Below are 20,538 nucleotides of genomic sequence, written 5' to 3' on the forward strand. Positions count from 1 at the left end.
CACCTGCATGAGCATGATCGATCCCACTGCGCGCGTTGCGGATGGCGCCGTGATCGGAGCCGGCACCGAGATCGGTCCTTACTGCATCATCGGCCCCAACGTCGTGATCGGCGAAGGCTGCAAGCTGATCGCGCATGTCACGATCAGCGGGCATACGAGCATCGGCGCCGGTTGCATCATCTCGCCGTTTGCCGCGCTCGGCGGTGCGCCGCAGGACCTCAGCTATCGCGGCGAGCCGACCCGTCTCGAGATCGGCGAGGCCTGCACGATCCGCGAGGGCGTGACCATGAACATCGGCACCGTCAAAGGCGGCGGGCTCACGCGGGTCGGTAATCGCGGCTACTTCATGAACAACAGTCATGTCGGGCACGACTGCACCGTCGGCAATAACGTGATCTTCGCCACCTCGGCGACGCTCGGCGGCCATTGCGAGATCGGCGATTTCGTCTATATCGGCGGCCTGTCGGCGGTGCACCAGTTCACCCGCGTCGGTCCTCAGGTGATGATCGGCGGCGTCTGCGGCGTGCGCGGCGATATCATCCCGTTCGGACTCGCCAACGGTCAGTATGCCGTGCTCGAGGGGCTCAACATCATCGGCATGAAGCGCCGCCAGTTCACCAAGCAGCGGCTGGCGACGGTGCGGGCGTTCTATCAAAAGCTGTTCCACGGCCCGGGCATTTTTGCCGAGCGGCTGGCGTCCGCGCAGCCGCTGGCCGGCGAGGACCCTGCGATCGCCGAGATCCTCGCCTTCATCGACGGCGGCAAGCACCGCGCGCTTTGCCTTCCTGCGAATACCAACTGAGCGCGACATGGCCGCCAGCATGACGTCAGCGGCGCCTTCGATCTCCTCGCCGGTCGGCGTGATCGCCGGTGGTGGCGCCATGCCGTTTGCGGTGGCGGATTCGCTCGTCGCGCGCGGCATCACGCCGGTGCTGTTCGCATTGCGCGGCGCCTGCGACCCGGCGCGCGCGCAGCGGTTTCGTCACCGCTGGATCTCAGTCGGCCAGCTCGGGCGGGCGACGAGGCTGTTCCGCGACGAGGGCTGCCGCGACCTGATCTTCATCGGCACCCTGGTGCGCCCGGCGCTGTCCGAGATCCGGCTCGACTGGGGCACGCTGCGTGTGCTCGGCCATGTCGTACGCGCGTTTCGCGGCGGTGACGATCACCTGCTGTCGAGCGTCGGCAAAATTCTCGAGCAGCAGGGATTTCGCATGGTCGGAATCAAGGACGTCGCGCCGGATTTGCTGATGCCGGAAGGCGCCGTCACGCGTGCGGTGCCTGACGGCAGCGCGCTTGCCGACATTGCGCGGGGACGCGGCGTGCTGGATGCGCTCGGTCCGTTCGACATCGGACAGGCGGCCGTCGTGATCGATGGTCACGTGGTCGCGGTCGAGGACATCGAGGGCACCGACGGGCTGCTGGCGCGCGTGGCGCGCCTGCGTGCCGAGGGACGTATCCGCGCCAAGGCAGGTCGCGGCGTGCTGGTGAAAGCGCCCAAGAGCAGGCAGGATCTGCGCTTCGACCTGCCGACGATCGGCCCGCGGACGGTCGAGGGCGCGGCCGCAGCGGGCATCGCAGGCATCGCGGTGATCGCCGGCAATACGCTCGCCGCCGAACCACAGGCCCTGATCGAGACCGCCGATGCCAAGCAGATCTTCGTCATCGGGTTGGCCGGTTGACGATGCAGGCGAGCAATCCCGCCATTGTCCGGAAGATCTTCCTCATCGCGACCGAGGAATCCGGCGATCGGCTCGGCGCTGCGCTGATGAAGGTGCTGCGCCAGCGCCTCGGCGACGCCGTACGTTTCTCCGGCGTCGGTGGCCGGCAGATGACCGGCGAAGGCATCACGCCGCTGTTCCCGATCGAAGAGCTGTCGATCATGGGCCTTGCCGCGGTCGTGAAGCAATTGCCGAAGATCCTGCAATTGATCCGCCGCACGGCGGATGCGGTGCTCGACGAGGCGCCGGACATGCTCGTGATCATCGACAGCCCCGATTTCACCCATCGCGTTGCCCGCCGCGTCCGCGCGCGCAATCCGAACATTCCGATTGTCGATTACGTCTCGCCCTCGGTCTGGGCCTGGCGGCCGGGCAGGGCGCGTGCAATGCGCGGCTATGTCGATCACGTGCTGGCATTGCTGCCGTTCGAGCCCGAGGAATACCGCAAGCTGCAGGGGCCCCCATGCAGCTATGTCGGCCATTCCTTGACCGAGCAGTTGAGTTCGCTCCGGCCCAACGCGGAGGAACAGAAGCGACGCGACGCCGAGCCGCCGGTTCTGCTCGTTCTGCCCGGCAGCCGGCGCAGCGAGATCAGGCATCATCTGGCGCTGTTCGGCGCGGCGCTCGGGCAACTTGGCGAGCGCACGACATTCGAGCTCGTGCTTCCGACCATGCCGCATCTCGAGACGATGGTGCGCGAGGGTGTGGCGTCGTGGCCGATCGTGCCGAGGGTCGCGGTCGGCGAGACCGAGAAGCGCGCGGCCTTCCGCATCGCGCGCGCCGCGTTGGCCAAGTCGGGCACCGTGACGCTGGAGCTTGCGCTGTCAGGCATTCCGATGGTGACGGCCTATCGCGTCGGCGCGGCCGAGGCGTTCATCCTGCGCCGCGCGATCCGGGTGTCATCGGTAATCCTCGCCAATCTCGTGATCGGCAGCGAGATCATCCCGGAGTTTCTGCAAGAGAACTGCACCCCTGAGAAGCTCGCGCAAGCGCTTGGCGACGTGCTTGCGGATTCACCGGAGCGGCTGCGCCAGCTCGTGGCGTTCGGGACGCTGGATGCGAAAATGACGACCGGCAACCAGCCGGCAAGCGTGCGCGCCGCCGACATCGTGCTGGCGACAATGAGCCGAGCGTCAGGCTAGAAGCACACCCTCAGCAAGCCGTGGGCGGCATCTGGCCGCACGAGTTCGGCTTGCCCAAAATATTAGACTGTACTGATATTAGATACAGCTAATATTACCGCGAGACCGCCCATGAAAATCGATCCGATCGCCTATGCCGGAGCCGTCGTTCGCGAAGTCGCCGTCAGGGAGCGCGACGGCAAGCCGGCGCGCGCTGTGATCGCGACCCGGAGCTACGACACCGACATCGCGGATCTCTGGGATGCGCTGACCAATCCCGAACGTATTCCGCGCTGGTTCCTGCCGATTTCGGGCGATCTGCGACTTGGCGGGCGGTACAAGTTCGAGGGTCAGGCGGGCGGCGAGATCACGACCTGCGAGCCGCCGCGCCGGCTCGCAGTGACCTGGGAGGCCATGGGCACCCGGAGCTGGGTGACCGTGACGCTGGCCGATGATCGCTCCGGGGGAACGCGCCTTGAACTGGAGCATCTCTCGATGATCGAGGGTGACTTCTGGGATCGCTACGGACCGGGGGCTGTCGGCGTTGGCTGGGATCTCGCCCTGATCGGGCTCGCTCTCTATCTGGCTACGGGTGTCGGGCAGGAATTCGACCGCGCCGCAGCCGGGGCGTGGCCTGGCTCTGACGACGGCAAGGATTTCATCCGCCGCAGCAGATTGGTGCAGGGCGTCGATTGCTGAGGGCACGGAGGAAGCCGCCGCGCGGAGGGCCGCAGCCAACACGACGGCATTTTATTGCGGCGAGCCGGAGCCGGCGAGCGGAGACTAGCGATCCGTGCACGCCTTCGACATCCTCGGCGATCCCGTTCGCCGGCGCATTCTGGAATTGCTCGCCAGCGGCGAGCACAGTTCGGGTGACATCGTTGCCGTCGTGCAGCGCGACTTCGGGATCACCCAGTCGGCGGTATCGCAGCAACTGCGGATCCTGCGGGATGCCGGCTTTGCATCGGTGCGCGCCGACGGCACGCGCCGCATCTATGCGGTCGAGCCGGGGCGGCTGCGCGAGGTCGACGACTGGCTCGACAGGTTCAGGGCGTTCTGGCTGCCACGCCTCGACGCGCTCGCGACCGAAGTCGCGCGAGGCAAACGAAAACGGCGCCATCGGGAATGATGGCGCCGCTTGGAAGCGTAAGCGAAGGAGCTTACTTGCGCTTGTCGATCGGAACGTAGTCGCGGCGGGCGACGCCGGTGTAGAGCTGGCGCGGACGACCGATCTTCTGCTGCGGATCCTCGATCATCTCGCTCCACTGGCTGATCCAGCCGACCGTGCGGGCGACCGCGAACAGCACCGTGAACATCGAGACCGGGAAGCCCATCGCCTTCAGCGTGATGCCCGAATAGAAGTCGACGTTCGGGTAGAGCTTACGATCGATGAAATACTGATCGTTGAGCGCGATCTTCTCGAGCTCCAACGCGACCTTGAGCATCGGATCGTCACCATGCCCGGTCTCCTTGAGCACCGCGTGACACATCTTCTGCATGATCTTGGCGCGTGGGTCGTAGTTCTTGTAGACGCGGTGGCCGAAGCCCATCAGGCGGACTTCGCTGTTCTTGTCCTTCACCTTGGCGATGAAGTCCGGAATGTTTTCGACCTTGCCGATGCTGTAGAGCATGTTCAGCGCGGCCTCGTTGGCGCCGCCATGCGCCGGACCCCACAGGCAGGCAATGCCGGCGGCGATGCAGGCGAACGGATTGGCACCCGAGGAGCCCGCGATGCGCACGGTGGAGGTCGACGCGTTCTGCTCGTGGTCGGCATGCAGGATGAAGATCTTGTCGAGCGCGTCGGCGAGGACAGGGTTGATCTTGTAGTCCTCGCAGGGCACTGCGAAGCACATGTTGAGGAAGTTCTCGGCAAACGAGAGCTCGTTCTTCGGATACACGAAGGGTTGGCCGACCGTGTATTTGTAGGCCATCGCCGCGAGCGTCGGAATCTTGGCGATCATCCGGATCGAGGCGATCATCCGCTGCTGCGGATCATTGATGTCGGTGGAGTCGTGATAGAACGCAGCGAGCGCACCGACCGCTGCGACCATGATCGCCATCGGGTGGGCGTCGCGGCGGAAGCCCTGGAAGAAGCGGGCCATCTGCTCATGCACCATGGTGTGGTGCGTGACCGTGTAATCGAACTTCTTTTTCTGCTCGGGGCTCGGAAGCTCCCCGTAGAGCAAGAGGTAGCAGGTCTCGAGGAAGTCGCCATGTTCGGCGAGCTGCTCGATCGGATAGCCACGGTATTCGAGCACACCGGCGTCGCCGTCGATGTAGGTGATCTTGGACTGGCAGCTACCGGTCGAGGTGAAGCCAGGATCGTAGGTGAACACACCCGCCTGGCCGTAGAGCTTGGCGATGTCGATGACATCAGGCCCAACGGTGCCGCTCAGTATCGGGAAATCGTAGGTCTTGTTGCCGATGGTGAGTGTGGCTGTCTTGCTGGATTTTTCGTCCATCGTGATATCCCCGATGAATTCGTTGAGTAATCCGACCTGGCCCGGTCGCCGGTTTTGCGGCGCGTGGCGGTGCGGGACGGCTTGGCTAGAAAGCGTCCGAAGATGGGTAGCTTATTGCAATGTGCGCTGCAAGATGGACCCTGGAAGGGGTCCATGCAGGATTACGCCGCCTGATCGGCGAGGCGGGCAAGGCATTCCTGACGTCCCAGGACGGCGAGAACGTCGAATATGCCCGGCGACGTTGTACGTCCCGTCAATGCCACTCGTAGCGGCTGCGCGACAGCGCCGAGCTTCAGATTGTTCTGCTCGGCGAAATTCCGCATCGCGGTCTCGGTCGTCTGCGCGGTCCAGTCGTTCACCGCGTCCAGCGCCGCGCGCAGCCGGCCGATCAACGCACGCGTTTCCGGCGTCAGCAGCGCGGCCGCTTTCGGCTCGATGTCGAGCGGGCGATCGGCGAAAATGAAATAGGCGCCACTGATCAATTCGATCAGCGTTTTGGCGCGCTCCTTAAGGCTCGGCATCGCCCGCAGCAATTGCGCGCGTGTGGTGTCGTTGAGCTTGGCCTTCAGCGCGGCGCCCTCGGGAACGTAGTCCAGCACCTTCTCGAACTGGGTCACGAGGGATTGATCGTCGCTATGGCGGATGTAGTGGCCGTTGAGATTCTCGAGCTTGGCGAAGTCGAACCGAGCGGCGGAGCGGCCGACGCCGGAAAGGTCGAACGCGTCGATCATCTCCTCGGTCGAGAAGATCTCCTGATCGCCGTGGCTCCAGCCGAGCCGGACCAGATAGTTGCGCAACGCCGCGGGCAGATAGCCCATGGCGCGATAGGCGTCGACGCCGAGCGCGCCATGGCGCTTCGACAGTTTCGAGCCGTCGGGACCGTGGATCAGCGGAATGTGGGACATGCTCGGCAGCTCCCATTCCAGCGCGTCGTAGATCTGCTTCTGCCGCGCGGCATTGATCAGGTGATCGTCGCCGCGGATCACATGGGTGACGCCCATGTCGTGGTCATCAACCACGACCGCGAGCATGTAGGTCGGCGTGCCGTCGCCGCGCAGCAGCACGAGGTCGTCGAGGTTCTCGTTCTGCCAGACCACGCGGCCCTGCACCTGATCCTCGATCACGGTCTCGCCGGTTTGCGGCGCCTTCAGTCGGATGGTCGGCTTGATGCCATCAGGCGCCGTGGCGGGATCACGGTCGCGCCACATGCCGTTATAGAGGCGGGTGCGGCCCTCGGCGCGCGCTTTCTCGCGCATCGCGGTCAGCTCCTCCGCGGTGGCATAGCAGTAATAGGCGCGGCCCGAGGCAAGCAGGCTCTCGGCGACCTCGCGATGACGAGCGGCGCGGCTGAACTGGTAGATGACCTCGCCGTCCCAATCGAGCTCGAGCCACCGCAGGCCGTCCAGGATCGCGTCGATGGCTTCCTTGGTTGAGCGTTCGCGGTCGGTATCCTCGATCCGGAGCAGCATCTTGCCGCCGCGCTTCTTGGCATAGAGCCAGTTGAACAGCGCGGTGCGGGCACCTCCGATATGGAGGAAGCCGGTGGGTGAGGGGGCGAAACGGGTAACGACGGATTCGGTCATGATCGGACGAGGCGTATGCGTGAACGGCGGTGGTGTATAGCAGGAACCGGACATAACTAAAGCCTAGGTTGGGTCAACGGCCTCAAACCAGGCTTGGAAACGAGACTTGGCCCAGCGGCACGAATTTGGCAGAAGGTCGGCCAGACTCCTCCAGGGAACCTATAGATGACGACTGATACGGCGACGGCAGAGGCAGGGCGCGACTTCATCCGCGACATCGTCCAGGCCGATCTCTCCTCCCACAAGCACAGCCGGATCGTGACGCGCTTCCCGCCGGAGCCGAACGGCTATCTGCACATCGGCCACGCCAAGTCGATTGCCCTCAACTTCGGCATCGCCCAGGAGTTCGCCGGCCAGTGCAATCTGCGCTTCGACGATACCAATCCGACCAAGGAGGAGCAGGAATACATCGATTCCATCCAGGCCGACGTCCATTGGCTCGGCTACGATTGGGGAACCAACCTGTTCTTCGCCTCCGACTATTTTGAGCGGCTGTACGAGTGGGCCGAGGGCCTGATCAAAGCCGGCTATGCCTATGTCGACGACCAGTCGCAGGAGGAGATTCGTGCCTCGCGTGGCACGCTGACCGAGCCCGGCAAGAACTCGCCGTTCCGCGAGCGCTCCGTCGAGGAGAACCTCGACCTGTTCCGCCGCATGAAGGCGGGCGAGTTTCCGAACGGCGCCCGGGTCCTGCGCGCCAAGATCGACATGGCCGCAGGCAATATCAACCTGCGCGATCCCGTGCTGTATCGCATCCTGCACGCCCACCATCCGCGCACCGGCGACAAATGGGCGATCTATCCCAGCTACGACTACGCCCACGGCCAGTCGGACGCCATCGAGGGCATCACCCATTCGATCTGCACGCTCGAATTCGAGGATCACCGGCCGCTCTACGATTGGCTGCTCGACAAGCTGCCGGTGCCGTCGAAGCCGCATCAGTATGAGTTCGCGCGGCTGAACCTGACTTACACGCTGCTGTCCAAGCGCGTGCTGACCCAGCTCGTGCGCGACGGCCATGTCTCGGGGTGGGACGACCCGCGCATGCCGACCATCGCCGGCCTGAAGCGGCGCGGTGTGCCGCCGGCCGCGGTGCGTGAATTCATCAAGCGGATCGGCGTTGCCAAGGCCAACAGCGTGGTCGACGTCGGCATGCTCGAATTCTGCATCCGCGAGGAGCTCAACCGCACCGCGCTGCGCCGTATGGCGGTGCTGCGGCCGCTGAAGGTCGTGATCGAGAACTATCCGGACGGGCAGGTCGAGGAGATCGAGGCCATTAACCACCCGGACAATCCGGAGGCCGGCACCCGCAAGATCGCGTTCGGCCGCGAGCTCTATATCGAGCGCGACGACTTCATGGAGAACCCGCCGAAGAAGTTCTTCCGCCTCTCGCCCGGCAACGAGGTGCGGTTGCGCTATGCGTATTTCATCAAGTGCACGAGCGTGGTCAAGAACGACGCCGGCGAGATCGTCGAGCTGCGCTGCACCTACGATCCCGCGACCAAGGGCGGCAATGCGCCCGACGGCCGCAAGGTGAAGGCGACGATGCACTGGCTGCCGGCGGCACAGTCGAAGCCCGCGGAGATCCGCATCTACAACCAGCTCTTCGCCAATCCGAGCCCGAACGCGGCCGATTTCGCCGCCGACCTCAACCCGCAGTCGCTCGAGGTGCTGACGGACGCGCGCGTCGAGCCGGCGATCGCCGAAAGCAATTCGCCCGAGGCGATGCAGTTCGAGCGGCAGGGCTATTTCGTGCGCGATCCGGACTCCACCCCCGACAAGCTCGTGTTCAATCGGACGATCGGCCTGCGCGACACCTTCGCCAAGGAAGTCGGCGGGAAGGGCTAACCCTTCAATCCTCCCTTCTCGATCAGCAGTGGTGTCCCGCAGGCGTTTCCGCTTCGTTCCGCTAGTCGGCTGACTGCGGCATCCGCTAGCTTTGCGACCCGGCAGGGATCGCAAGCGAGATGGCGGAGCAGGGCACGACGCCGGGCGGCAAACGCGGCTACGCGGGGACATGGCCGCCGCGCGCGGCCATTCCGGCCGGTGGCTACGTCCCGGCGCGCCTCAGCGTCTGGCCGCCCGTCGTCGAGACATTGCGGCAGTGGGCCCGCGCCGAGGCCGGCGCCGGACGGCTGTTGCCATGGGTGCCGGTGGCATTCGGCACCGGCATCGCGTTCTATTTCGCGGCCGAGCATGAGCCGGTGCTGTGGGTCACCGGCGCCGTCGCGGTCGCGTTGTGTGTTCTCGCGTTCCTGCTGAGGCGGCAGCGGCTGTTTCCGGTGATCGTGATGGTGGCAGCGGTGGCCGCGGGCTTCGCCACCGCGACCTGGAGGACGGCGCGCGTCGCGCATACCGTGCTGGCGCGGCCGATGTTCTCGGTGGCGCTGACCGGCTTCGTCGAGACGCGCGATATCCGCGAGAAGACCGACCGCTTCGTGTTACGTGTCGTCTCGATCGAGAGCCCGCGCGACACGACGAAGCTCGAGCGCGTACGGCTTTCGGTGAAGAAGGGCACCGCCCCAGAAGTCGGCAGCTTCGTCCAATTGAAGGCGCGGCTGTTGCCGCCGCTCGGCCCGCAGCGCCCGGGCTCCTATGATTTCGGCCGCGATCTCTATTTCCAGGGCATCGGCGCCTCCGGCTTCGTGATGGGCTCGGTCAAGACGACGGAGCCGCCGGCGAGCGGCGGCCTCGCCTTGCGCTACTCCGCCCTCATGCAGGGCCTGCGCGACGCGATCGATGCACGCATCCGCACCACGCTCGACGGCGACCAGCGCGCGATCGCGACCGCGCTGCTCACCGGCCGGCGCGATGCGATCACGGCGCCGGTCAACGACGCGATGTTCATCTCGGGGCTTGGCCACGTGCTGTCGATCTCCGGCTACCACATGGCCGTCGTCGCGGGCGTGGTGTTCTTTGCCGTGCGCGCGCTGCTCGCGCTGTTCCCGGCGCTCGCGGCGGGCCATCCGATCAAGAAATGGGCGGCCGCCGCGGCGCTCGTCGCCGCCGCCTTCTACCTCATGCTGTCAGGGGCGGAGGTCGCGACCCAGCGATCGTTTTTCATGACGGCGGTGGTGCTGATCGCCGTGATCGTCGACCGCCGTGCGATCACCTTTCGCACGCTGGCGGTGGCTGCGCTGATCGTGCTCGTGATCGCGCCCGAAGCGCTGGTGCATCCGAGCTTTCAGATGTCGTTTGCGGCGACCCTCGGGCTGGTGGCGCTGGTGCAGATCGGGATGCCGAGCCTGCTCGCCTCACCCGATCATTCGGTGACGGCGCGGGTGGCGTTGTGGGGCGGGCGTGAGATCGCGATGCTGGTGTTGGCCTCGCTGGTCGCCGGGCTCGCGACCACGCCCTATGCCGCCTTCCATTTCCATCGCGTGACGCCCTACGGGCTGCTCGCCAATCTCGCGGCGATGCCGGTGGTGTCGGCGGTGGTGATGCCGGCGGGCCTGCTCGGGCTCGCAGCCATGCCGTTCGGGTTCGACGGCGTGTTCTGGGCGATCATGGGCGTCGGCATCGACTGGATGATCGTGGTCACGCAGTGGGTCGCGGCCCTGCCGGGCGCGGTCGGGCGGATGGCCGCGTTCGGCACCGGGCCGCTGATCGTGGCGAGCGCCGGCCTCGTCCTGCTCGGCCTGCTTCGGACGCCGCTGCGCTGGTCGGGCGCGGCCCTGCTTGCGGTGGCGCTGATCTGGGCGCTGCGGGTGCCGCAGCCGGACGTCCTGGTCTCCGCCGACGGCCGCAATGTCGCGGTCCGCGGCGGCGACGGGCGGCTGCATCTGATGCGAAGCGGCAAGGATGCCTTTCTGGTGAAGGAATGGCTGGCGGCGGATGCCGATGCGCGGACGGCCGCCGATCCCTCGCTCGCGGACGGGGTCTCCTGCGACGAGAGCGGCTGCGTGGCTGAGGGGACCGGAGGCATGCTGGTTTCGTTGGCGATGCGGCCCGAGGCGCTGGTCGACGATTGCGAGCGGGCGGCGCTGATTCTGACGGCCCGTCCGGTGCCGCAGGGCTGCGCGGCCTCCGTGATCGATGCCGAGCGGCTGCGGCGCCACGGCGCCCTGATGCTGCGCCGCACCGGCGGCGGCTTTGCCGTCGATGCGGTCAGGCCCGGCGGGATCGACCGGCCGTGGTCGCCGGCGGTTCCCGGCGATACCGAGGACGAGGCCACGCTGCGCGTACCCGGCCGCGCGCCGCGCCCGGCGGTCGACGCGACCCCGGCAGAGGCTGATCTGCAAGGCGACGACTAAGGCTGATCGGGCAGAGGAGTGGTGGTCGGCAGGTCAAAGGCGCCGAGATGGTACTCGTCCGAGTCCGGGTTCGCGTTTGGCTTTCTGACGAGGGTGAACGTCGCTTCGGGAAATTGCTGCCAGACCTTCAGGTCGTCGGCCGTCACCGTCAGCCAGCCGAACCGGAACATGTAGCGGCCCGGCTCCGTGACGCGTCCAGCCCTTTGCCATGTGACCTTGTCGACCACCGAGCACGTCCTTGTCCGTGTCCGATGATGCGCCAAGGCGCGGTCTAACGCAAATCCCCGATGCGCCCCGGAGCCTTAAGTCCGGGGTCGCTCGAAATCGCTTAGGTCACCGCCGCCGGACAATTCATCCAGCGGCCATGATGCGCTCAACCCAAAAACAGCGACGCGAATGCAGAGGGCCGCCGCTCGACCGCCTTCGGCTTCTCGACGACGGGCGGGTGGAGGGCAGGTAGCTGCAGCACGGTGACGCGTTGTCCTTCGACGAGCTGGGTCACCAGCACGTGGCTGCCGTCGGGGAATTCGACCGCATCATGATGACGATCGGGCACGTCGGGCTCGACTTCGTTGAACACGCCGACGCGGAAGCCGATTGTCTTGGTCCAGATCCAGCGGCTGTCGTAGCGGACGTTCTCGACGAACGCGAGCTCGGTGCCGGGCAGCATGCAGACCGCGACAGTCGGATCGCTCTCCGAAGCAAAGCCGCGGGTTGACGTGCCGCGGAATGTCGTGGTGATCAGCGTCTCTCCGACAATGGCGGGGCGCGATGCCACGGCGTGCAGACTATAGTCACACATCGGATGGCTCCTCATTTCGAGATAGCGACCCGTGCCTCTCCTGAGGCGTGGGCCTCTACCAGAGTGGACGACAGCAAACGAGGTTCTTCCCGTTTCTGGGCGATTGTACGACTGGCCGCGCGAGCCTCCGATCACAAACACGCTACACCGTCCCGGTGGTATCAGGACGCGCCGGAGGCACTCACGCAGCGCAGTCCATGAAGCAACGGCGTTGCGCGCTGCTCGTTCCCTCGCAATGGATGTGCGACTGCACATACGCACGACGCGCTGCACGCGGTCGCGCCTGGACCAGGGGCGCGGTCAGTATTTGCGATAGAGCCCGATCAGCTTGCCCTGGATTCGCACGCGGTTTGGCGGCAGGATGCGCACTTCATAGGCGGTGTTGGCCGGCTCGAGCGCGATCGATGCGCCGCGGCGCCGGAAACGCTTTAGCGTCGCTTCCTCCTCGTCGATCAGCGCCACCACAATGTCGCCGGTATTGGCGGTGTCGTTGCGCTGGATCAGCGCCATATCGCCGTCGAGGATGCCGGCGTCGACCATGGAGTCGCCACGCACCTCCAGGGCATAATGCTCGCCGGCGCCGAGCATGTCCGGTGGCACGCTGATGGTATGGCTGCGCGTCTGCAGTGCCTCAATCGGCGTACCGGCCGCAATCCGGCCCATCACGGGGACGGCGACCGGACGGTTGCCATCATCCTCGGCGATCGGCGGCGTGCTGCTGCGCTTGCCGAGCGTGCCCTCGATCACGCTCGGGGTGAAGCCGCGGCGGCCGTTGCTGCCGCCGGCCGACAGCTCGGGAAGCTTGATCACCTCGATGGCGCGGGCGCGGTTCGGCAGGCGGCGGATGAAGCCGCGCTCTTCCAGCGCTGTAATGAGGCGGTGGATACCGGACTTCGAGCGCAGGTCGAGCGCATCCTTCATCTCGTCGAAGGAGGGCGGGACGCCGGCCTCTTTCAGACGTTCATTGATGAAACGCAGAAGTTCGTACTGTTTGCGCGTGAGCATCTCGAGTATTCCCCCGGTTGATAGCGTCGTTCGATTCCGAGACCTTCAGGGAGCCTGATCGGGAGCGCGAAAACTTCTGACACTCCTCAGTGCGCTCCCATTCGTGGACACCAGTACTCGAAACAAATCATGAACGGACACTATATGTTCGATATGTGTTCCGCAACCACTTAATTTCCGGTGAATGCAGCCGACAGTGCCTGATCGGCGCGGCGGCAACGTCTCATTCGGGCAGTGTCAGAATCTCGCACGCCTCGCCTTGGACGGCCGCGGGTGCGAACGGCGGACGGATCACAAGTGCCCGTGCCGCAGCGAGATTTCCCAGCAGCGAGCTGTCCTGCTGGCTGACGGGTGTTGCGATCAACGTGCCGTCGCCACGCTCCTCGAGGCGGGCCCGGAGATAGTCCTCGCGCTGATCGTTGGCGGCGAGGTCATGGCCGAGCAGGGCGCTCTTGCGGACATGATGAATCACGTTTCGGCCGCTGAGGGCCCGAATCAACGGCACCAGAAACAGGAAGGCGCAGACATAGGACGACACCGGATTTCCGGGCAGGCCGATCACCCGCATCGTTCCCAATCGGCCGTGCATCATTGGCTTGCCCGGCCGCATCGCGATCCGCCAGAACGCCATCTGGACGCCCTCGGCCTCCAGCGACTGCTTGACGAGATCATGGTCGCCGACGGAGGCGCCGCCGGTGGTGATCAGGATGTCGGCGTCCGCCTCCCGTGCCCGGCGGATACCGGAGGTGGTGGCCGCCACCGTGTCGGCAGCGATCCCGAGATCGACGGTCTCTGCGCCCTCGGCGCGGGCCAGCGCCCGCAGCGCGTAGCCGTTGGAATAGACGATCTGGCCGGGGCCGGGGCTGCAGCCCGGCATCACCAGCTCGTCGCCGGTTGCCAGCACCGCGACCTTCGGCCGGCGGCGCACGGCGAGTTCCGGATAGTTCATGGCCGCGGCGAGCGACAGCGCGCGGTCGGAGAGGCGGCTGCCGGCCGCAAGGAGCACATCGCCCTCGCGGAAGTCGACGCCCGCGAGGCGGATGTGCCGTCCCTTCGCGGCGGCCTCGGTGATCGTGATGTGGTCGCCGTCAGTCCTGGTATCTTCCTGGATGATGACGGCGTCAGCGCCGTCGGGGATCACGCCGCCGGTGAAGATCCGTACCGCTTCGCCCACGCCGACCGTGCGCTCGAACGGCCGCCCGGCCGCGACTTCGCCGATCACCCGCAGCCTAGCCGACAGGTCGGACGCAGCGGCCGCGCGCACCGCATAGCCGTCCATCGCCGACATCGGCTGCGGCGGCTGCGTGCGCCGCGCGGCGACATCGCGTGCCAGCGTGCGGTGATAGGCGGCATCGAGCGCGACCGTCTCTTCCGGCAGCGGCTCGGCGCCGGCGAGAACGGCAGACAGGGCATCGGCAACCGGCATCAGGGCCACGGGCAGGGCTCCTCAAATCTCAAGGTCTTCATATTCCAAGTGCGGCGAGTGCCCTTGCCACGTCATCCGTCGATGTCACGTGGATGGCACGAAGGCCGCGCGCCCGCGCGCCCTCGATATTGGCCGCCGTATCGTCGAAGAACAGGATCCGCGACGCCGGCACGCCGATCGCTTTTACCACATGATCGTAGGCCTCGGCGTCCGGTTTTCGAAGGCCGATCGCCGACGACAGGAACACGTCGCGGAAATGGCTGAGCACGTCGGCATAGGCGACCGAGAAATGCGCGACATGGGCCGGGTTGGTGTTGGAGAAGGCATAGAGCGGCAGCCGCCGCGCGGCCGTCGCCAGCAGCGGCGCGATCCCCGGCATTTCGCCGGTGAAGATCGCATTCCAGCCCTCGAGGAACTGCGCATCGGTCAGGTCGATGCCGAGTGACCGGCGCAGGTTCGCGAAAAACGTTGCGTCGTCGACCTTGCCGATCTCGTGGTGCTTGAAGCTGTCGTCGACGACGAAGCGTCCGGCGAGATCGGCAGGCGCGCAGCCGGCGTCTTCCGCCCAGCGCGCCATCACCCTGTCGAAGCTGATATCGAGCACGACGCGGCCGATATCGAACAGCAGCACGTCGACGGAATTGGGGGAGAGTTGCGTGGTCATTGCACGACCGATGTACGAAAATTGCGGGTAGGCGGCAACGGTTTCGATCTCCGCGCGGAGCGCTCCTCGTGACGGGCTTTCGTCACATCCTTGCGAGCGACGGATTGCATTTGGTGCGTCGCAATCGACGATGTCGTCCTGGCGAAGGCCAGAACCCATAACCGCCGCACTTGGCGATGAATGGGACCGTGGCCCGGCGCCGCGCAACAATAAACATTTGGGGTAATGGGTCCCGGCCCCCTGCGCAATTGCGCACTCGGCCGGGACGACGCTGGGGATAGGCCTCGCCCGATGTCTCACCCCGTCATTGCGATGAGCCAACGGGTCGCGCGAACGCGCGCCCGATGACAGGCTCCGCGATGCACCCCCTCTCTCCGCCGTCATCCCCCCGCGCATGCGGGGGATCCAGTACGCTGCGGCCTCTCGGATCAATCACTGCTGCCTCTGGAATACTGGATCATGCTTCTGCCAGAGCCATCGGCGCCTTGTGTTGTTATTGGTTACGGGATCTCGCGCGGAGCGGCGGTTAACCCTTGCCATTTCGGTTGGTGAAGCGAGCATTGCCGAGACCGGTCCCGATGGTCAACACGCCCCAACGCTTCACGTCCCGCATGAAGGGCATTTCGGACAATCCCTGCACCACGCCGTCGTTGTGCATGACGATGGCGGTATCTTGCTCGCCGATCTGCGGGATGGCTTCGATCAGGTTGGCAGGCAGGTTGAACTTGCTGCTCTCCCAATTGCCAGGCAGGTTCTGCGCACCCTTCTCGATAGAGCCATCGCTTTTGATGACGCCGGGACAGGAGATGCCTATGAACGGCGCGAGTTCGAATCCCTCCTTCTCCGCTTTGGCGATCAGACCCTGGAGCATCTTGATCAGATGTTTGACTGCCCCGTCGCGGCTCGGCTCGTCGTGAGCAACACGCCAAAGCTCGAACTTCCAGACGGTCGCCTTGGAAAGGTCCGGAGACTTCTTTCGCCGCGTCTCTACAACGCCGCAGCGGATATTGCTGCCGCCGATGTCGACGGCCAGAATCGAGTCGTGGCCATCGAAGATCCAGGAGGGCGCAAGGTGCAGTGCGCCGATCAACCCGGCTTCGTCCGGGTGATGGCGGATCGGAACCATCTCAACTTTGAAGCCCTCTGCCTTGAGAATGATTTCGGTGCGGGCAATGGCGAGCTCGCCGAGTCGGCTGAGGCGGAAACCACCGCCCACGACGATGCGTTCGGTCTTCTCCCAGGCCTTCGACTTGAGGAGGCGTCGGGCCACATAGGCGAGCTCCCGAGCGAAGTCCTCAATGACGCTTTGCACGACTGCGGCCGCTTTGGTGTCCTCGCCGACCAATACGGCGTCCAGTACCTTCTTGCTGACGTTCTCCGAGGATTCCTCCCCGAAGGGGTCTTCGCCGGTCTTGCGTAGCGGCTTCCGCCATTTATCCAAGATGTCCCGGAAAGCACCCTTGCTGGCGCGGTCTCCAAGAAATCCGTCTTCGTCCTTTAGCTCGATGTTGAAGCTATCAATCTCGACCAATTGCAGGCGCGAGGCGCCGTGCGTGGCGATGCCGGAGGTCGTCATCGTTTCGTCTACCATCCTGATTCTCGAACAAGCCGTGCAAGGTGGCCTCCGTCAACACGCGCTGTGGGCCTCTGTTCCTCCGTCGGGCACGGCGGGATGCGTTGGTTGCGGATGAACGGGGCCGCTGGCTGGCCGCGTTCCAGTCATCCGGAGAGCGTGCGCGACCCACTTGAATCCCCGCGGCCACGCAAGAGGAACGGATCGTCATCAGAAGCTTTGGAGCTCCAAGACCAGCCCTCTTGAGCGCCAAGCGTGGAAAAGCCGAGCGAGCCAACCTCATTCAGCGCAGCGTCGAAGCTCGACGGCGTCTCGCCTCAGCAGACGAAGGAGATCGAGTCCCAAAGCAGACCGAGCGCCGCATTAATTCATGAGACGATCCGGGCGGAGGGCGAGCAGGAACTGAAGCGCCACTGGTGGGCCATCCTCATATCGGGGCTTGCCGCAGGTCTGTCGATCGGCCTGTCACTCGTGGTGCAGGGGAGAATTCCACGCCGCAATATCCGACGAGGCAGCACGGCGACTTTTCGCGCCGCTCGGCTATACCGTCGGCTTCCTCGTCGTGGTCCTGGGACGACAGCAGCTATTCACAGAGAACACGCTGACGCCGATCCTGCCGCTGCTTCATCGTCGCACTCTCGCAATTCTAGTGAAAGTGCTCAAGCTTTGGGGACTGGTGCTTGCTTCGAACATCGCGGGGACGTGGGCCATCGGATACGGTCTCGCGCATACCGAGATCTTCGAACCGAAGGTCACTGATGCGTTTCTTGAGCTTGGCCGGCGCACGGTCGAAGGTTCGTTCTCGGCAACATTCCTTCGCGCCGTGTTTGCAGGCTGGCTGATCGCACTGATGATGTGGCTTCTGCCAGCGGCGAAGGGATCGCGGGCGCATATCATCGTGGTCATGACATACGTGGTCGCACTGGGCGAATTTTCCCACATCATCGCAGGTTCGGTTGAGTGTGCTTTTCTGGTGGCGCGTGGGCAAGCATCACTTGGCCAATACGGTTATGATTTTTTCATCCCGACGCTGCTTGGCAACATTGTCGGCGGGACGACATTGGTTGCATTGTTGAACTACGGCCAGGTCGCGGCGGAGCTCGATAAAGCGGAGGAGTAGGCGACATCCTTGCCCAGCAGGGGGCAGCTCTGGCGACTGCGGCCGCTTGCCCCCATACGAGCGACAATGCTCCTGGCAGCGTCTCCGGCTCCGCTGCGTAACAGACGTCAGCACGCGCTCAGCACAATTTCGGCTTTGCCGCCAGACGACAATCTGGTTGGATTCGGATGGTCTCGTTTCAAACCGGGCGGACGGCGAGCCGAGTCAAGTCGACGGCCCGCCGAGCCCTTGTCACTCTACTTCCTGCACGACCGTACGAGTCGCGGGATCGACTAGCATCACGCGGTCGCCGGAGTACACGTACCGATATTTCGTGAGCGACGGCCCCCACTCGGGCGGCACGGCTTCCAGCTCGACGTCGCGCGGCACGGGTGAACCAACAACGATCTTCTCGCGCGTTTCAACCGGGCGGATCCTGTGCTCGGTAACGTAGGTGTGGATCCTCGTACGGTACTCCGGTTCAATCTGCACGACATGTCCGGTACCGGTCGTCGTGCCAACAGTTGACTGAGCCAGGGCGGCCGTCGATACGATCGCCGCGACCGCGGACGTTAGCAAAATCTTCTTCATGGCGTTCTCCTCACCGCAAAAATGCAGCCGGTGCCAGAACGCCACTCTACAGCGAATGTTCCGAACGCGAGCGATCTCCGCAGCAGGCACCCAAGGAACGTCCGCGGGCTGCGACTGTTGAGCGGCCATCAGCACTTCCAGGAGATGGTCATGGATTGGAACCGAATCGAAGGCAATTGGAAGCAATTCAAGGGCGCGGCCAGGGAGAAATGGGGCAAGCTTACTGACGACGACCTCAACACGATCGAGGGCCACCGCGAGCAGCTGGAGGGCAAGCTCCAACAGCGCTACGGCATGGCCAAGGATCAGATCCGCAAGGACGTCGATGACTGGCTCAAGTCGCTACACTAGCGACTATGCTCGCCCACGCCGCGGCTCGCGGCTTTTCATGTCGAAGTCACAGCGATTGCGGCGTTAGACTACAAGCGGTTGCAAGGGTAGCGGCGAAACGCGGCTGGCCGGCGGCGAAGCATGCCGCGCCGCGAGCGACAAGGTGCCTGACGTCGTAAGTCAGGAACCGGTGTGCAATTCGCCGCGTTAGCTTTTATCCCGAAACAACGGCGCGAGGCGCGCGATGTTGTCCACAATCCTCGTTATCATTTTAATCCTCTTGTTGATTGGAGCATTGCCAACGTGGCCTTACAGCGCTGGCTGGGGCTACTATCCCGGCGGTGGGATTGGCTTGATCCTCATTATCGTGGTCATTTTAGCCCTCATGGGGCGCATTTGAATATTTGGCTGCTGCACGCTCGCACTCGTCCGTTCGGTGGACCGCCGGCAAGCGCCGCAACGTCCTAGTGACTTCGCGACGCCGCACCGCCGATAGATCGCTCTGTTCCACGTACAGACCGGATCTTGCGGCGCGCGAACCAAGCCGCAACTGAGACCACAATCCACGCCAGCGAGGCCGCGGCGAACGCGCTGGGGACGTTGCTTTCGGCCAACGCCCAGAACACCGCCGCGAACGCCAGCATGCCGAGCGCCCCGAGGGCAGTGCCAGCCGCATCGAGCGCAGCCGCGTCCTGCCCGCGCCGCCGGCCCTCAAGACCTGCGTCCCGCTTGCGGCCAATTTCGTGTGCCTCAATCAGCGTGGCGCTGGCGCAGAAGATCGCAGGGAGCGCGAGAAAGAGACCGCCGACTGAGGCACCGTAGCGGCTGCTGACGATGCCGGTGAAAACGGTCGCAGCGCCGCCGAGCGCAAAGCGGACCAGGTGTTCGTACCAGCGGCTCTCTCTCAGGGATGAGGTCGACACGCGGATCGCGGTCATGTCTGTGCTCCGGAGAAGACGGTCCACAGGCCGAAGGCCGCGATCAGCCACAGCACGAGCGACAGCAGCGATGCGGGCAGGGCCCGTATCCGTGCGCGGACGAGAAGCTGGCAAACCGCAACGCTGTAGACCGCCAGCGCAATCGCGCCAGCCATCATCGAGAAACTTTGCAGGCCGGCATAGTCCGCGCCGTGCTGATGGATCGCGATTCCGAGCGTCGCGAGCGCGACCGATGGCGCGGCTCCGAACAGGCCCGCGAAGCTCTTGGGACGCAGCACGTCTCCAAGGATCGCGAAGGCGGATACCGCGGCGCCGCCGACGAGGAAGCGCACGACGTACTCGCTCACTTTCGCTGCCTCCGGAGTGTCGGCCGCGGTGCGTTCGGCCCTTCGGCGGAGTAGCCGGTCCACGGCCGCAGGAGCCGCTCCAAAATTGCTCCCAACGCGAATCCCACGACGACGTCGCTCGCCCAATGGGCTAAAATGGCAATGCGCGTCAGGGACAGACCAAGCGCGAGTGCCCGGATCGTTCTCCGCGGCCAGCAGGGCAGGCTTCCCGCCGCCGATGCCAACGCGCCCATATGCAACGCGTGACCCGACGGAAAGGCGTCATCATGCTTTCCAGAGAGCGGGACGCCGTGCAAGTGGCTGAGCACCATGACGCGATCAGGGCGCTCTTGGTTGAACAGCGACTTCATGACGTGCGGCAGGAGGGAAGCTGCGACTGTGACGAGCAGCGCGTGATTGCCAGCTCGACGCAGCGCTGTGCCGCCGCGCCGAGAGGCGAGCCATCCGACCGAGGCAAGTACCAGCAACATTTTCTCGTCAGCGCCCAAGGTCAGGGTGCGCGCGATATTTTCCGGAGCGGCCCTGGCATTGCGGGCAACAGCGCGCGCGATCGCCACGTCTGCCCCGGTCGGCTTGACAGTGATCGGGAAGCGATCTTCTCGAACTCCGGCCAATCGAGGCATCAT

Annotated in this window: 22 protein-coding genes; 10 read left to right on the forward strand and 12 right to left on the reverse strand. The window is 65.0% G+C overall.

Annotated elements, in window-relative coordinates; all coding sequences use genetic code 11:
- Positions 1–7 precede the first annotated feature (7 nt).
- The 5 genes from lpxA (at position 8) to P6U30_RS17995 (ending at position 3,968) form a co-directional block, all read left to right on the forward strand.
- A complete protein-coding gene (gene lpxA / locus P6U30_RS17975) occupies positions 8–802 on the forward strand; it encodes an acyl-ACP--UDP-N-acetylglucosamine O-acyltransferase (protein WP_407170212.1) in 795 nt (264 codons plus the stop codon).
- 19 nt (positions 803–821) lie between these two features.
- Positions 822–1,679, forward strand: coding sequence for an LpxI family protein (locus tag P6U30_RS17980; RefSeq protein ID WP_407170480.1), 858 nt, complete (start codon positions 822–824; stop codon positions 1,677–1,679).
- A gap of 2 nt (positions 1,680–1,681) precedes the next feature.
- Positions 1,682–2,860 carry a lipid-A-disaccharide synthase gene (lpxB, locus tag P6U30_RS17985; protein ID WP_407170481.1) on the forward strand — a complete coding sequence of 393 codons (1,179 nt, stop codon included), beginning with the start codon at positions 1,682–1,684 and terminating at the stop codon, positions 2,858–2,860.
- A gap of 111 nt (positions 2,861–2,971) precedes the next feature.
- Positions 2,972–3,538 carry an SRPBCC family protein gene (locus P6U30_RS17990; RefSeq protein WP_407170213.1) on the forward strand — a complete coding sequence of 189 codons (567 nt, stop codon included), beginning with the start codon at positions 2,972–2,974 and terminating at the stop codon, positions 3,536–3,538.
- A 94-nt stretch (positions 3,539–3,632) separates the two neighbouring features.
- Positions 3,633–3,968, forward strand: a complete 336-nt coding sequence (locus P6U30_RS17995; RefSeq protein WP_407170214.1) for an ArsR/SmtB family transcription factor — start codon at positions 3,633–3,635, stop codon at positions 3,966–3,968.
- Positions 3,969–3,999: 31 nt separating this feature from the next.
- Here the strand turns inward: P6U30_RS17995 and gltA are convergent, their stop codons facing one another.
- Together gltA and gltX are read right to left on the reverse strand one after the other, a co-directional pair.
- Positions 4,000–5,301 (reverse strand): citrate synthase, encoded by a 1,302-nt coding sequence (gene gltA / locus P6U30_RS18000; RefSeq protein WP_407170215.1) that lies wholly within the window; start codon positions 5,299–5,301, stop codon positions 4,000–4,002.
- A gap of 161 nt (positions 5,302–5,462) precedes the next feature.
- Entirely contained in the window at positions 5,463–6,884 is a 1,422-nt protein-coding gene (gltX, locus tag P6U30_RS18005; RefSeq protein WP_407170216.1) for a glutamate--tRNA ligase, read from the reverse strand.
- A gap of 165 nt (positions 6,885–7,049) precedes the next feature.
- Here gltX and P6U30_RS18010 point away from each other — a divergent pair, with 165 nt between their 5' ends.
- Together P6U30_RS18010 and P6U30_RS18015 are read left to right on the forward strand one after the other, a co-directional pair.
- Positions 7,050–8,732 carry a glutamine--tRNA ligase/YqeY domain fusion protein gene (locus P6U30_RS18010; protein WP_407170217.1) on the forward strand — a complete coding sequence of 561 codons (1,683 nt, stop codon included), beginning with the start codon at positions 7,050–7,052 and terminating at the stop codon, positions 8,730–8,732.
- 119 nt (positions 8,733–8,851) lie between these two features.
- Positions 8,852–11,137: a ComEC/Rec2 family competence protein gene (locus P6U30_RS18015; RefSeq protein ID WP_407170218.1), complete on the forward strand. Its 2,286-nt coding sequence runs from the start codon at positions 8,852–8,854 to the stop codon at positions 11,135–11,137.
- Here P6U30_RS18015 and P6U30_RS18020 read toward each other — a convergent pair.
- The 6 genes from P6U30_RS18020 to P6U30_RS18045 form a co-directional block, all read right to left on the reverse strand.
- Entirely contained in the window at positions 11,134–11,364 is a 231-nt protein-coding gene (locus P6U30_RS18020) for a hypothetical protein (protein ID WP_407170219.1), read from the reverse strand. The genes P6U30_RS18015 and P6U30_RS18020 overlap by 4 nt on opposite strands.
- A 146-nt stretch (positions 11,365–11,510) precedes the next feature.
- Positions 11,511–11,939, reverse strand: a complete 429-nt coding sequence (locus P6U30_RS18025; protein WP_407152326.1) for a hypothetical protein — start codon at positions 11,937–11,939, stop codon at positions 11,511–11,513.
- 300 nt (positions 11,940–12,239) lie between these two features.
- Positions 12,240–12,944, reverse strand: coding sequence for a transcriptional repressor LexA (gene lexA, locus P6U30_RS18030; RefSeq protein WP_407170220.1), 705 nt, complete (start codon positions 12,942–12,944; stop codon positions 12,240–12,242).
- 223 nt (positions 12,945–13,167) lie between these two features.
- The gene (gene glp, locus P6U30_RS18035) at positions 13,168–14,379 is read right to left on the reverse strand and encodes a gephyrin-like molybdotransferase Glp (protein ID WP_407170221.1); all 1,212 of its coding nucleotides are present in this window, start codon (positions 14,377–14,379) and stop codon (positions 13,168–13,170) included.
- A gap of 28 nt (positions 14,380–14,407) precedes the next feature.
- Positions 14,408–15,034, reverse strand: coding sequence for an HAD family hydrolase (locus P6U30_RS18040; protein WP_407170222.1), 627 nt, complete (start codon positions 15,032–15,034; stop codon positions 14,408–14,410).
- A gap of 526 nt (positions 15,035–15,560) precedes the next feature.
- Positions 15,561–16,625: an ROK family protein gene (locus P6U30_RS18045; RefSeq protein WP_407170223.1), complete on the reverse strand. Its 1,065-nt coding sequence runs from the start codon at positions 16,623–16,625 to the stop codon at positions 15,561–15,563.
- Positions 16,626–17,046: 421 nt separating this feature from the next.
- Here P6U30_RS18045 and P6U30_RS18050 point away from each other — a divergent pair, with 421 nt between their 5' ends.
- Complete coding sequence (locus P6U30_RS18050) at positions 17,047–17,727, forward strand: formate/nitrite transporter family protein (RefSeq protein ID WP_407170224.1); 681 nt, start codon at positions 17,047–17,049, stop codon at positions 17,725–17,727.
- 231 nt (positions 17,728–17,958) lie between these two features.
- Here P6U30_RS18050 and P6U30_RS18055 read toward each other — a convergent pair whose 3' ends face one another.
- Complete coding sequence (locus tag P6U30_RS18055; protein ID WP_407170225.1) at positions 17,959–18,297, reverse strand: DUF1236 domain-containing protein; 339 nt, start codon at positions 18,295–18,297, stop codon at positions 17,959–17,961.
- Positions 18,298–18,447: 150 nt separating this feature from the next.
- Here P6U30_RS18055 and P6U30_RS18060 point away from each other — a divergent pair, with 150 nt between their 5' ends.
- Together P6U30_RS18060 and P6U30_RS18065 are read left to right on the forward strand one after the other, a co-directional pair.
- Complete coding sequence (locus P6U30_RS18060; protein ID WP_407168690.1) at positions 18,448–18,648, forward strand: CsbD family protein; 201 nt, start codon at positions 18,448–18,450, stop codon at positions 18,646–18,648.
- Positions 18,649–18,871: 223 nt separating this feature from the next.
- On the forward strand, positions 18,872–19,027 hold the full coding sequence (locus P6U30_RS18065; RefSeq protein WP_407170226.1) for a DUF3309 family protein: 156 nt from the start codon (positions 18,872–18,874) through the stop codon (positions 19,025–19,027).
- 64 nt (positions 19,028–19,091) lie between these two features.
- On the opposite strand, the gene P6U30_RS18070 is transcribed toward P6U30_RS18065, so the two are convergent.
- From P6U30_RS18070 to P6U30_RS18080, 3 genes are read right to left on the reverse strand one after another with little or no spacing between them, the layout of a single operon-like run.
- Complete coding sequence (locus P6U30_RS18070; protein WP_407170227.1) at positions 19,092–19,565, reverse strand: DUF3147 family protein; 474 nt, start codon at positions 19,563–19,565, stop codon at positions 19,092–19,094.
- Positions 19,562–19,912, reverse strand: coding sequence for a DUF3147 family protein (locus P6U30_RS18075; RefSeq protein ID WP_407170228.1), 351 nt, complete (start codon positions 19,910–19,912; stop codon positions 19,562–19,564). The genes P6U30_RS18070 and P6U30_RS18075 overlap by 4 nt, the downstream gene beginning before the upstream one ends.
- Positions 19,909–20,526, reverse strand: a complete 618-nt coding sequence (locus P6U30_RS18080; protein ID WP_407170229.1) for a phosphatase PAP2 family protein — start codon at positions 20,524–20,526, stop codon at positions 19,909–19,911. Before P6U30_RS18080 ends, P6U30_RS18075 begins: the two co-directional genes overlap by 4 nt.
- Positions 20,527–20,538: the final 12 nt, after the last annotated feature.

The sequence above is a fragment of the Bradyrhizobium sp. ORS 111 genome, from assembly GCF_045571485.1.
Classification (GTDB): Bacteria; Pseudomonadota; Alphaproteobacteria; order Rhizobiales; family Xanthobacteraceae; genus Bradyrhizobium.